Origin of the sequence: Clostridium sp. UBA1056 (genome assembly GCA_002316385.1) — a bacterium.
Lineage (GTDB): Bacteria > Bacillota > Clostridia > Clostridiales > Clostridiaceae > Clostridium_J.
In genome coordinates, this window is sequence record DCDL01000054.1 from 13,295 (window position 1) to 25,332 (window position 12,038).

Here is a 12,038-nt window from a genome sequence, read left to right on the forward strand (position 1 = left end):
TATTTATTTTCAGATGCCTAAGCTAGTAATAGCTAATTATATAGGTCATAACTAAGAGTTTGACCATAATAAGAGAGGATATAATAAAAATGTATAAAGAAAATTAGTACTTAAAGTACATTAAATTATACTCAACAAGAAATATAAATATTTTAGGAGGAAGAAAGATGACAAAAAAACCATATTATATTACAACAGCTATAGCATACACATCAGGAAAGCCACATATAGGAAATACCTATGAAATTGTTTTAGCTGATACTATTGCTCGTTATAAGAGACTATCAGGCTATGATGTTAGATTTCAAACTGGAACAGATGAACATGGTCAAAAAATCGAATTAAAAGCTGAAGAATCAAAGGTTACACCTAAGGAATTCGTAGATGGAGTTGCAGGTCAAATTAAGGATATCTGGGATTTGATGAATACGTCTTATGACAAATTTATTAGAACAACAGATGATTATCACGAAAAACAAGTTCAAAAGATTTTTAAGAAGTTATATGACCAAGGAGATATATATAAGGGCGAGTATGAGGGGATGTACTGTACTCCTTGTGAATCGTTTTTTACAGAGTCACAGCTTAAGGATGGAAAGTGCCCAGATTGTGGTAGAGATGTACAGCCAGCAAAAGAAGAGGCATACTTCTTAAAACTTAGTAAATATACCAATAGATTAATTGAACATATAAATACACATCCAGAATTTATACAACCAGAATCACGTAAGAATGAGATGATGAATAACTTTTTACTACCTGGACTTCAAGATTTATGTGTATCAAGAACTTCTTTTAAATGGGGTATTCCTGTTGACTTTGATAATAAGCATGTTGTATATGTTTGGATTGATGCTCTTTCAAATTATATAACTGGACTTGGCTATGATATGGATGGAAATAGTGATGAAACATATACAAAATATTGGCCAGCTGATTTGCATTTAATAGGTAAGGATATTTTGCGTTTTCATACAATTTATTGGCCAATTATGTTAATGGCTCTTGATATTCCATTGCCAAAACAAATATTTGGTCATCCATGGTTATTACAAGGTGATGGCAAGATGAGTAAGTCAAAGGGAAATGTTATATATGCAGATGAATTAGTTAAATTCTTTGGAGTTGATGCTGTTCGTTACTTTGTACTTCATGAAATGCCATTTGATAATGATGGAATTATTACTTGGGAACTTGTAGCTGAGAGAATTAACTCAGATTTAGCAAACACTTTAGGAAATCTTTTATCTAGAACAGTTACTATGGTGGAAAAATACTTTGAGGGAGTAATTCCATCACCAGACGTAAAGGACACTGTTGATGAGGAACTTATTTCTTTAGCTTTAGCTACTCCTAAGTTAGTGGAAAAGAAAATGGATCAATTGAGAGTTTCAGATGCATTAGACCAAATTTGGAGTCTAATGAGAAGAACTAATAAATATATTGATGAGACAACGCCTTGGATATTAGGTAAGGATGAAGCACAAAAGGGAAGACTTGCAACAGTATTATATAACTTATGTGAAAGTTTAAGAATTATATCTGGACTTATTGCTCCATTTATGCCAGCTACTAGTGAGAAGATTAATGAGCAAATAAATACAAATAAGGTGGCACTTGAAACTTTAGTTTCATTTGATGGAACTGTACCAGGAACAAAAGTTAATAGGGGCGAGTCAATATTCCCAAGAATAGATGTGGAAGCTATTGTAAAGGAAGCTGAGAAAATTCAAGAAGAGCAAAGAAAAGCAGCGCAAAAGAGAGAAATAACTCCGATTAAAGAAGAAATGACTATAGATGATTTTGAAAAAATCGACCTTAGAGTAGTTAAAGTTTTAGAATGTGAGCCAGTTAAAAAGGCGAAGAAACTTTTAAAATTTAAGGTGGATATGGGGGGAGAAATTCGTCAGGTCATATCAGGGATTGCAATGCATTGTAAACCAGAAGATTTAATTGGAAAAAATGTAGTTTTAGTTGCTAACCTTAAACCAGTAACCTTAAGGGGTGAATTATCCCAAGGTATGATTCTTTCTGCAGCTACAGATGATGACTCAAAATTATGTGTAGTAGATCCAGGAGATATTGAATCAGGTTCAATAGTTCGTTAATTTAAAAAGTCACATCCTTTGGATGTGGCTTTTTAATATATAATTAAAGAGAAATATTATATTATTCAAGGGGATTAGTATGGGGAAGGTAAGAATAACAATTTTAGAGAGCAAATGCAGAGGAGGATATCATAAAAGAGGAGATATTTATGAGGTAGAGGATGTTTGTCCACCAATTTGCCATGAGCTATGGCAAAATATTTATCCAAGTGTATATACTTTGCTTAATGGAGGAGATTTAGATTTTGGGGATGAACGCAGAAAGGAGTTTAAGCTTTCATGTCCTGATGGAGGAAGAGTAAAGGTTAAGGGAGAAGTCATAGAGTAAAAAAATAGAAAGCCTGAACAATTAGAAGAATTCAGGCTTTCTGTTTTTAAAATATACTGGCTTAACATTACATATTTCACATAATAAAAGAGCCTCTTTAAAGTTATTATTAATAGAAACATGGGTATGGGAATCAGAACCTATAGTTACATATTTTCCACCTAATTCACTATATCTGCTATATATTTTTTTTAGATTATCAAAGGCTACTTTGCTTTTTATTCTACGAGTATTTATTTCCATAGCAGTGTTAGTATCAATACAAACTTTAATAACGCCATCTATTAAATCTCTATATTTATCATAATAAATTTCACTATCACTTACAGGAGCATATCTAGATATAAAATCTATATGACCTAAAGTATCTATGTATGGATGAGCTTTTATACATTTGCAAATTTCTTGAAAATAGTTATTTAATACTTCACTATAGGATAAACCATCATAAATAGCTTGGTATTCAATATCAACATTGTTTATTGTATGCTGAGAACCTATAACTTGGTCAAAGTCATAGGACTTTATAAGTTTTTCATTATCTTTTTTATAATCTAAAGACATTCCAATTTCTATACCAAGTAATACATTATCATTTTTATATTTTCCATATTCTTCAAAGTATTCATCTACATTAAAGTGAAATCCAACTTCCTTAGGATAATTTAAATCCATGTGGTCAGTAATAACTAATCCAATGTTGTGTCTATTTGCTGTGTCAATAGCATCAGTGAGCTTCATATTAGAATCAGTAGAAAAACAAGTATGTATATGACTATCAAAAATCATAAGATTACCCCCTCCATATTAAAAGACGAACTTTTAATAGTATAAATATCATTATATAATTATAACATAATCTGAACTATATAAGTTTTAATAAAGTTTATACATTAAATTTGTTTGCAATCATAGATTACACTAGGGAATATTAATGAATTTTATTTATTGGAACCTATATAGGCTTTAAAGTATATTTTTAAATAAGGGATATCTATATATAAAAATCATTTTAAGATATAATATATATCAAATGAAAATTGCTTTAGAGGTAATTAGGTATAAGATAAAATAATAACACACTATAGATGAGATTAAATTTATGAAAGTAGGGATAATATGATATTTGATTCACACGCGCATTATGATGATGAACAATTTGATAAGGATAGAGATGGTGTCTTAAAGGAGATTAAAGATAATGGAGTTATAGGTGTAATAAATTGTGGTTCTAGTTTAAATGGCCTTGAGATGTCTGTAGAGTTATCTGAGAAATATGACTTTATTTATGCAGCAGCTGGAATTCATCCTGAAAATGCTAATGAATTTACAGATAAAGTTAAAGAGCGAATATGTAGCTTAGCTAAGGATAATAAAATAGTAGCAATTGGAGAGATAGGATTAGATTATTATTGGGATGAAAATCCACCAAAAGATGTACAAAAAAAAGTTTTCAGAGAACAGATGAGGATAGCTGAGGAATTTGGATTACCAGTTATAATTCATGATAGAGATGCCCATGGTGATACTTTAGAAATACTAAAGGAATTTCCAGGGGTAATAGGCGTAGTTCACTGTTTTTCAGGTAGTGTAGAATTTTCTAAAGAGTGCTTAAAGTTAGGATATTATATAGGAGTTACAGGCGTAGTTACTTTTAAGAATTCTAAAATTATAAAGGAAGTTGTAAAGGAGCTGCCATTAAACCGATTATTAGTAGAAACTGATTGTCCATATATGGCTCCAACACCAAATAGAGGCAAGAGAAACCAATCAAATTATATAAGCTTTATTATAGATGAAATAGCTACAATTAAAGGAAAAGAAAGAAAAGAAATTGAAGAAATTACAATATTTAACACAAAGAGCTTGTTTAATTTAAAGTAATGAGTTATAATGTGAAATATAAATTTTTAAATGAAGTTCTAGATATAAATGCAAAATATAAAATCTATGTACTTTATGGTAAAAAGCCTATAAAGAATAATTGAACTTGGTTTTGCATATGTATAATACAAACCTGTACTATCACCCAGAAAAGACTGAAACTAAAGCGCATTAAAGCTATTATTTTAATTATTTTTTTTATTATGCATAGTATGCATTAAGTTCAGTCAATTCAATGATTAGAGTGCTAAATTTGACATAACTATGGTATCTAATATATAATAGCAAAGTACTCTTGTCTGAGGGAGGTAATCTTTATGATAACTAAATTCAAAGATAAATTGAAAAGTAATTTTTCAATTTGGCCAAAGACGGTGTTCGTTGTTGTATTAATTCTATTAAGTGCCACAGTTACTATTTGGGGGTTAAGGAATACCGTTGAAGTAGTAGTTGATGGTCAGAAAGTAGAAATAACTACACTATCCAAAAATGTAAAAACTGTATTAGAAGACAACGGCATAACAGTTGCTCAGAAGGATAAAATTTCTGTGGAACTAGACAGCAAAGTTAATCATGGTGACATAATTTATATCAATAAGGCAGTAAATGTTAAAGTAGTCGTGGATGGAAAAAACTTATCAATAGCATCAGCAGAAAAAACAGTAAAAGACATGTTAGAAGCTGAAAATATTAAAGTAAATCAAGAGGACAAGGTAACCCCATCTATAGACGAAAATTTACAAGAAGGTATGACTGTTGAAGTTACAAGAGTTAAGAAAGAACTTGTAGACGAAGTTCAGCCGATAGCTTTTGAAACTGAAACAAGAAACAACTCTGAGCTTAAACAAGGTGTAGAAGAGGTAGTTCAAGATGGTTCTAATGGTGAAAGAACTATCACAACAGAGGTTGTGTACGAAAATGGTAAAGAAGTTAATAGAAGAGTTGTAAAAGAAGTTGTTAGCAAAAATCCTATAAATAAGATATTAGATATAGGAACCTTAGTAGCTGTTGAAAGACCATCCCGTGGTAGTAGTAGCGATCAAGATTTTGAATATTCAAGTGTGATATCTTGTGAGTCAACTGCCTATACTTCCGATAGGGGAGATTCAGGTACTGTAACAGCAACAGGTACAACTGTTAAACGTAATCCAGATGGATACAGCACTGTAGCTGTAGATCCGAGAGTAATTCCTTTAGGAACAAAACTTTATATCGAAGGATATGGACTTGCCATTGCAGAAGATACAGGGGGAGCCATATTAGGTAACAAAGTAGATGTGTATGTTAATAGCTACGATGAAGCTGTTAATTGGGGAAGAAGACAGGTTAACGTTTATATTTTAAAATAGGAGCAAATGCTCCTATTTTTTCTTTTTATATAAATTTGTATAAAACTAAGTATATTATGATATAATTACATTGAAAATTTTCAAAATAAATATGAATAAGTATATAAATTTTATATTTAAGTTACATAATATTTTATATAGTATAATAAAGAACGGAGGATTATATGATTAAGGAAGTAATAGTGGTTGAGGGACGAGATGATGTTACAGCTGTGAAGAGAGCTGTTGATGCTGAGGTAATATCAGTTAGCGGTTTTGGTATAAATAGTAAAGTAATTGAAAGAATAAAAGAGGCTAATAAAAGACAAGGGGTAATAGTTCTAACAGATCCTGATTTCGCTGGAGAAAAAATAAGAAGGATTATAGCTAAAAGAGTTCCTGATATTAAACATGCCTATATAACTCAAAGTGAGGGCAGAAAAGGTGATAATATAGGAGTAGAGAATGCCTCACCTGAAACTATTATAAAAGCTCTAAATGGAGCAAAGTGTGAGATTAAAGAACCTAGACATGAATTTACAATACAAGATATGCATTTTTTCAAGTTAACAGCAGATAAAGATGCTAAAAAAAGAAGAGATTCCATAGGAAAAGAGTTAGGAATAGGATACAGTAATACAAATCAACTATTAACTAGGCTAAATAATTATGGTATATCTAAAGAGGAATTTATAGAAGCTATGAAGAAGGTAGATAAGGAGATTTAGTATGGATAAATTAAATACAAAAGAATTAGTTGAAAAGTATAACTTTAAGTTTACTAAAAGTTTAGGGCAAAACTTTTTAACTGATTATACAGTACTTGAAGATATTATAGATGGTGCAAACATAACTAAGGATGACTATGTTATAGAGATAGGTCCAGGAGTTGGAACATTAACTAAGGAGCTACTTGAAAGAGCTAAAAAAGTTACTAGCATAGAGTTAGATTCTAAATTGATACCTATTTTAGAATCAGAGTTATCTAGTTATGAAAACTTTAGTTTAATAAATAAAGATGCTTTAAAAGTAAATTATAGAGAACTTATAGGTGATGAGAAGAGTGTAAAGGTAGTAGCTAATTTGCCCTATTATGTAACTACACCGATAATAGCAAATCTATTAAATGGTAAACTGAACATAAAATCTATAATTATTATGATTCAAAAGGAAGTTGCAGAGAGAATAAATGGCGAGCCGAGCACTAAAGAATATGGAGCATTCACTCTGCTTGCTCAGTATTATTGTGATACAAAGATTATAAGGAATGTACCCCCAAGCTGCTTTATTCCTTCTCCTAAGGTAGATTCTATAGTCATAAGACTAGATAAATTAGATAAGCCTAGAGTTGAAGTTAAGGATGAAAAACTTTTCTTTAATATAATAAGACAATCTTTTAATATGAGAAGAAAAACTTTGTGGAATAGTATGAAAGCCTTAGGGCTATCTAAGGAGTTACAAGAGAAAGCCTTTGAAGAAGCTGATATTAATCCAACTAGAAGAGGGGAAACTCTAACAATAGAAGAATTTGCGACTTTAGCTAATAAGATACAAGAGATTCGTTGTAAATAGACGAATCTTTTTATTTTAAAAACATATCTAATTTTATATTGTAATAAAATAATAATAGGTAAAGAAGAAATTACTTGTCAATAAAAATAAATAGAGAATATCCTTCATTTTTTATGCATAATAGTCATATATTATAATGTATAAATAAAAATGGAGGTAAAGAGTATGCCGGCTAGAAAAAGCTATAATAGATTTTTTATAATATTACAAGAAGATCAAAAAGGATATGGACTAGATTCTAATAAAACACCTTCAGGCTACGCTAAGTTAGAAGTAAGAAACGATAAAGCAAAAGCATCGTTCTACGTTCAAAATCTTAAAAAGCAAAAAGGCCCATACTGTATGATTTTAATAGTTCAAGGTAAGAGCGGTAAAGAACTAGTAAATCTTGGTCAAGTCAATATAGATAATGGTGGAAAGGCTGATGTTAGCAATGAATTTGATGCTAATAATTTAGCAAATACAAACATAAGTATGGACAATGTACAAGGAGCAGCTATTGGTAGAATAAATTCAGATAAAGTTATGCCTGTAATGGTAGGCTTCACTGGAGGGGAAGAACTTAAAAATTGGCATACATCCCCTATAGCTAAGAGTAACAGTAATACTACTAAGAAAAATAATAATATAACAAAACAAGTAAAAGAAACTCCAAAATCATATAATGAAAATATGAATAAAGTGATGCCTCAAGGTAAAGCCAATAATGCTAATATGACTCAGAAACAAACAGGTACATCTAAAAATGCAGGTACTGGAACTACTGCTAATGAAGCTGGCAATCCTATGGGTAGTATAAATCCTAGTATGGGTGATATGAATAGTAATACAGAGAATTTAACTAATCCTACTAAAATTACTAATCAAGCACCAGGAACTACTGCTAATGAAGCTGGCAATCCTATGGGCAGTATAAATCCTAGTATGGGTGACATGAGTAGTAATACAGAGAATTTAAATAAACCTAAGCCGATAAACGTTAATAACCCAGCACCAGGAGCTACTGCTAATGAAGCTGGCAATCCTAAGGGCAGTATAAATCCTAGTATGGGTGACATGGATAGTAATATAGAGAATTTAAATAAACCTAATTCTACTAAAATTACTAATCCAGCACCAGGAGCTACTGCTAATGAAGCGGGCAATCCTATGGGCAGTATAAATCCTAGTATGGGTGACATGAATAGTAATATAGAGAATTTAAATAATGCAATGCCTAATACAAGGAGTGACGGTGATAGGGTATCATGCAATACATGTAATCAAGGAAAAGCTAAAGGTTACGAGGATTATATAAATGATGAAGTAGATATTATAAATGTTGAAGAAATTGAGCCTGAAGTAAATGATAATATGATAAATGATGAATTAGAAGTTAGGGATGGAGATTATAATGAGGATAGAAATAGAATGTTTGAAGAGTATGAGGAAGAAATAGAGAGATTAAAGAGCTATAGAAAAAAACATTCTAAGAAGAAAAACAGGTATGATGATGACTGTAAGATAAAACATCAATGGGATTGTGAAGATATGAGGTCAAAGAAAAAGCATGGAGAATATAAGCCAGAAAAATATAAAAATAGTGAGTGGAATGATAAGGATTATCCTGTTGGAGCCAAAGGTAAATTTTTCAAAGAAGTAGTGTATGGTTTAGAGAAGATTGGTAGCAATGAAAATATTAAAAATTGTTTTTGGTACAAGGCTCGTGTAAAGAAACTAGAGGATATGTATTGTGTTTATGATTACAATAAATATTCTGTAGTTTTCTATCCTATGATTTGCTACTATCCATATATATCTAGACATGGTAACTTCATGGTAGGATATAAATGTGATGATGAAGGTGATTTAAAATATATCATATATGCAATCCCAGGTACAAGAAGCTTATCAGATCAACCATATGAAGGAAGGACTGGTTTCGTAACTTTCATGCCAGATGAGGATAATGATAAGTTAGGTCATTGGTTAATGTATTATGATATAAAAGGTAATACCGTTGTTGTACCAGTAAAGAGATAAATATTACAAATAATAATATTATTAAGGAATTTAAGCTCCGAATTTTATTCGGAGTTTATTCTATTTTGGAGAGAAAGTACATAGTATATTAGTGGAGGGAGGGGAACATATGAAATTAGTAGATGATAATATGAGAAAATTAGGATTAGCAATAATACTAGCCGGACTTATGATAGTTATATTAGGATTTGGAAAATACTTTGAAGAAAGTCTGAAAATAGCTACATTAACTCAGAATAGTATGGTTGAATTTAAACAATATGATATTCTAGATGGTATGATAAAATATAAGTTACCTAGTAGCTGGCTAACCACAATAGAAGGAAATGAAGAGGATAAAAATGTATATTTAAATGAGTTCGTTTCAGAGGATGCTAGTACTTATGGTTATATAGAACTTTTAAATAGTACTGAAGGGGTTGAATCTATAGTAGATAAATGTATAGCAGATGTAGAAGATATGGGAATAAAAGACTATAAAAAAGAAAAAGTAAAGATAGATGATAGAGAGCTAGATTGCCTTCAGTATAATTTAAAGAGTAGTAAAGAAAATATAAAAAGAACCTATGAATATTATGTTCCTTATAATAATTATGTAGTTAAGATAACATTTATAATTAGTGATAAAAAAACTAGAGAAAATACACAGGTAGTATTTGAAAATATAGTTAAAACTTTTTCATCTGAAAATTAGAATAGTTATTTGATTTAATGGATAACAACTATTATAATAAAACATAAGATAAAGAATGAAAAGTTATAAGAATTTTTCAATTGGAGGACAAAGGTGAGAAGATTAAAAAGAAATTTAGTAATTATATTATTAGTAATATCATCATCATTAATTTCCGCCTGTGGAATAGTAGGAAATAGTGATTTTGATTATATGAGACAAGGAAATATCATGAAGGTTTCAATTCAAAGTACTAGAGATAAGAGTTATAAATTTACTGTTACTGATGAAGATGTAATAAATGATATATATAATATACTTTCTAGTGCAAGTGTAGTTGAAGAAAAGTCAACCTTAGACCCAGACTATATATTAGAAATATATGAAAGTCCAACTGAAGTTAAGACCTTCAATTATGTAGCTGGTCTTGATAAAAAAGATGGAGGAAATCTTTACAATGATGATGATAAATATATTGTTTCTGAGAGATTAGATAATGATATTATAAAAAACTTTGCAAATACAAGAAAACCTATCAACTTTGAATATATATATTATAATTCTATACTAAGCGCTATAGATAAATACGTATCAGCTAATAAAGATTCAGGTAAAATTGGAGTTGATATTTCTAGTGATACCATGGCTTTACGTTTTCAAATATCTACAGACATTGAAGGATTTAAGAAGAAATTAAGTAAGATTAATTCTGTAAGCTTTATGGATGACTCTGTAAGCAGAGATGACTTTAATGTAGTTATGAGTATAAAAACAGAAGGATACACTTCTGAAAAGTATAAGGGTATTGTTACATTTGAAAAGACTGAAAATGCTTCTACCGTTAATTATTATATAAATAATATTCGAGAGAATGGAGAATGGAAATTTAACATAAGTGAAGAAAAACCAAAAGACTTCTAAGATATAAAATAAAGAGTAAGTAAATTTATATTAGTTTATTTATGAGAATTAAAGTGGCTATATTATGATGATTTAAAACTTATCATAATATAGCCATTTAAAATTATTTTAATGTAGCATTATTAGTATATGGAGCTAATCTTCTTGTGAGACTCTTTAGATTTATAACTGAGCATACAGCCATACAAATTAAACAATCTGCGAGAACATAAGAGCCGTTATATACCAATGAATATATTGCTGGAGCCATATTCCATTCAGTAGCATAGCTACCCCAGAAAATTATACCAGCTATATAGTGAAATATAAATTTAACAAAGAAAGCAACACCAATAGCTACAAACTTATTATTTTTAAAGAAGCCTGCAAGTCCCATTGCCATAAAAGGAAGGGTATAATCAAAAAGAACTTGAATAGGATGTACTATATATGCAGGTCCAATAACAAAGTTTAATATACCATATACAAAGCCTGTAAATATTCCTATAATAGGCCCATAAATAAATGATATTAATACTATAGGTAGCATACTAGCAAGAGTTGCACTTCCTCCAAAAGGTAATTCAAATAATTTAAAGAATTGAAGAATTACCGACATTGCCACTGCTAGGGCTATGTGGGCTATAAGCCTAGAAGTAAATTTAATATGTTTAACTTTTATAAACACACAAAATAGAATTAGGACACCCACTAGGGTAGCAATGGTTGTCCAACTAGCTAGAATACCTTTGATATTTTCTAAGATTTCCATAAAGAGTCCTCCTTTAATTTAATAGTGCTAAGGACTAATATTGAAGCCGAAGTGTAATCTTTTACTTTATAAAAAAGCCGTGTTCGTAAGAACACGGCTAAATAACTAAGTATTAACTTAAGCTTATTAATCGCTTCCCTACGCTAGCATTATCTAGGTCAGGTAAAGGGTAATGAAAAATCATTTCTCAGCCGAAGCACCCCTAGCACAATAATATTATCTTATGTAATCATAATACCATATATATTTTTATAGTTCAATATGATTTGCCTATATAAAGTTGGCCATATTATTAAAGCTCCCTGCTCAAAAGAATATTTATAATTGAGGTAAGTATAGAAAAAAATATTCATATTAGGAGCTTTATATGAAGAGCTAAAGAAGTTTTAGAGCTTGAAATATGTATTTAATATGTAACTTAGTTAAGGTATCTTCAAAAAATAAGTAAGTC

At 30.1% G+C, this 12,038-nt stretch carries 11 protein-coding genes and 1 riboswitch; of the genes, 9 read left to right on the forward strand and 2 right to left on the reverse strand.

The genetic code is table 11. From position 1 onward, the window contains the following. Positions 1–167: 167 nt before the first annotated feature. Positions 168–2,108 (forward strand): methionine--tRNA ligase, encoded by a 1,941-nt coding sequence (gene metG, locus B3W71_RS13255; RefSeq protein WP_346889409.1) that lies wholly within the window; start codon positions 168–170, stop codon positions 2,106–2,108. A gap of 79 nt (positions 2,109–2,187) precedes the next feature. Further along, positions 2,188–2,436: a TIGR04076 family protein gene (locus B3W71_RS13260; RefSeq protein WP_346889410.1), complete on the forward strand. Its 249-nt coding sequence runs from the start codon at positions 2,188–2,190 to the stop codon at positions 2,434–2,436. A gap of 21 nt (positions 2,437–2,457) precedes the next feature. On the opposite strand, the gene B3W71_RS13265 is transcribed toward B3W71_RS13260, so the two are convergent. After that, on the reverse strand, positions 2,458–3,225 hold the full coding sequence (locus B3W71_RS13265) for a histidinol phosphate phosphatase (RefSeq protein ID WP_346889411.1): 768 nt from the start codon (positions 3,223–3,225) through the stop codon (positions 2,458–2,460). 330 nt (positions 3,226–3,555) lie between these two features. Between B3W71_RS13265 and B3W71_RS13270 the strand changes: the two genes are divergently transcribed. The 7 genes from B3W71_RS13270 to B3W71_RS13300 all read left to right on the forward strand — a co-directional run bounded on the left by B3W71_RS13270 (position 3,556) and on the right by B3W71_RS13300 (position 10,836). Then, complete coding sequence (locus B3W71_RS13270) at positions 3,556–4,320, forward strand: TatD family hydrolase (protein WP_346889412.1); 765 nt, start codon at positions 3,556–3,558, stop codon at positions 4,318–4,320. A 317-nt stretch (positions 4,321–4,637) separates the two neighbouring features. Beyond that, positions 4,638–5,669 (forward strand): 3D domain-containing protein, encoded by a 1,032-nt coding sequence (locus tag B3W71_RS13275; RefSeq protein ID WP_346889413.1) that lies wholly within the window; start codon positions 4,638–4,640, stop codon positions 5,667–5,669. A 164-nt stretch (positions 5,670–5,833) separates the two neighbouring features. After that, the gene (gene rnmV / locus B3W71_RS13280; protein ID WP_346889414.1) at positions 5,834–6,376 is read left to right on the forward strand and encodes a ribonuclease M5; all 543 of its coding nucleotides are present in this window, start codon (positions 5,834–5,836) and stop codon (positions 6,374–6,376) included. A 1-nt stretch (position 6,377) separates the two neighbouring features. Next, positions 6,378–7,220, forward strand: a complete 843-nt coding sequence (gene rsmA / locus B3W71_RS13285) for a 16S rRNA (adenine(1518)-N(6)/adenine(1519)-N(6))-dimethyltransferase RsmA (protein ID WP_346889415.1) — start codon at positions 6,378–6,380, stop codon at positions 7,218–7,220. A 165-nt stretch (positions 7,221–7,385) separates the two neighbouring features. Beyond that, complete coding sequence (locus B3W71_RS13290; protein WP_346889416.1) at positions 7,386–9,242, forward strand: hypothetical protein; 1,857 nt, start codon at positions 7,386–7,388, stop codon at positions 9,240–9,242. Positions 9,243–9,351: 109 nt separating this feature from the next. Continuing rightward, complete coding sequence (locus B3W71_RS13295; RefSeq protein ID WP_346889417.1) at positions 9,352–9,936, forward strand: hypothetical protein; 585 nt, start codon at positions 9,352–9,354, stop codon at positions 9,934–9,936. A gap of 93 nt (positions 9,937–10,029) precedes the next feature. Next, positions 10,030–10,836: a hypothetical protein gene (locus B3W71_RS13300; RefSeq protein WP_346889418.1), complete on the forward strand. Its 807-nt coding sequence runs from the start codon at positions 10,030–10,032 to the stop codon at positions 10,834–10,836. Between the two features lie 103 nt (positions 10,837–10,939). On the opposite strand, the gene thiT is transcribed toward B3W71_RS13300, so the two are convergent. Further along, positions 10,940–11,587: an energy-coupled thiamine transporter ThiT gene (thiT, locus tag B3W71_RS13305; RefSeq protein WP_346889419.1), complete on the reverse strand. Its 648-nt coding sequence runs from the start codon at positions 11,585–11,587 to the stop codon at positions 10,940–10,942. Between the two features lie 118 nt (positions 11,588–11,705). Next, positions 11,706–11,801, reverse strand: a riboswitch (TPP riboswitch). Positions 11,802–12,038 lie beyond the last annotated feature (237 nt).

Bases quoted from the DNA above. Each gene is read 5' to 3' on its own strand.
- metG (WP_346889409.1), top strand. From the start codon at position 168: ATGACAAAAAAACCATATTATATTACAACAGCTATAGCATACACATCA.
- B3W71_RS13260 (WP_346889410.1), top strand. From the start codon at position 2,188: ATGGGGAAGGTAAGAATAACAATTTTAGAGAGCAAATGCAGAGGAGGA.
- B3W71_RS13265 (WP_346889411.1), bottom strand. From the start codon at position 3,225: ATGATTTTTGATAGTCATATACATACTTGTTTTTCTACTGATTCTAAT.
- B3W71_RS13270 (WP_346889412.1), top strand. From the start codon at position 3,556: ATGATATTTGATTCACACGCGCATTATGATGATGAACAATTTGATAAG.
- B3W71_RS13275 (WP_346889413.1), top strand. From the start codon at position 4,638: ATGATAACTAAATTCAAAGATAAATTGAAAAGTAATTTTTCAATTTGG.
- rnmV (WP_346889414.1), top strand. From the start codon at position 5,834: ATGATTAAGGAAGTAATAGTGGTTGAGGGACGAGATGATGTTACAGCT.
- rsmA (WP_346889415.1), top strand. From the start codon at position 6,378: ATGGATAAATTAAATACAAAAGAATTAGTTGAAAAGTATAACTTTAAG.
- B3W71_RS13290 (WP_346889416.1), top strand. From the start codon at position 7,386: ATGCCGGCTAGAAAAAGCTATAATAGATTTTTTATAATATTACAAGAA.
- B3W71_RS13295 (WP_346889417.1), top strand. From the start codon at position 9,352: ATGAAATTAGTAGATGATAATATGAGAAAATTAGGATTAGCAATAATA.
- thiT (WP_346889419.1), bottom strand. From the start codon at position 11,587: ATGGAAATCTTAGAAAATATCAAAGGTATTCTAGCTAGTTGGACAACC.